The following is a 479-nucleotide window of genomic DNA, read 5'->3' on the forward strand; positions in this document are numbered from 1 at the left end:
GGGACCACGTCGTGCGCGCCCGCGGCGCAGCGGGCCGGGCTGGGGTGGCGCACGCGCGTCCAGCTGGCCGTGGATCCCGCAGGCACGCCCGGGGCCCATGCCGCGGGCTCGCACGACGTGGTCCCGGTCGCCACCCTGCCCCTGGCCGTGCCGGAACTCGAGGCGCTGGGCCTCCACCGGCTCTCCCTGCCCGGTGCCGAGCGCGTCGAGATGGCCGTGGGCAGCGGGCCGGAGCCGACCGGGGCGGTCATCGTCAGCGGCGCGCCCTCCGCCGCAGCGCTCACGGCGGTGCGCACGGCCCTGAGCCGGGCGCAGGGGGAGTGGAGCCTGTTCGCGCGCGCCGGCGGGCAGCGCAATCGCGGTGGCCGCGGCCGGGCGCGGGGCCGCGCAGGCCTGATTCTTTCCGGCAAGGCCTCCGCGAACTTCCGCGCCTACGACCTGACCAACCGGGAGGAGCTCTCGCCCAACCGCAGCTTCCT

The 479-nt window shown here is 78.1% G+C and carries 1 pseudogene; it reads left to right on the forward strand.

Going from position 1 to position 479, the window contains the following annotated elements:
- Positions 1-479 (forward strand): annotated as a pseudogene (locus tag GSY69_RS13865) (hypothetical protein); the annotation flags it as partial.

This window comes from Brevibacterium rongguiense, from assembly GCF_009857845.1.
Classification (GTDB): domain Bacteria; phylum Actinomycetota; class Actinomycetes; order Actinomycetales; family Brevibacteriaceae; genus Brevibacterium; species Brevibacterium rongguiense.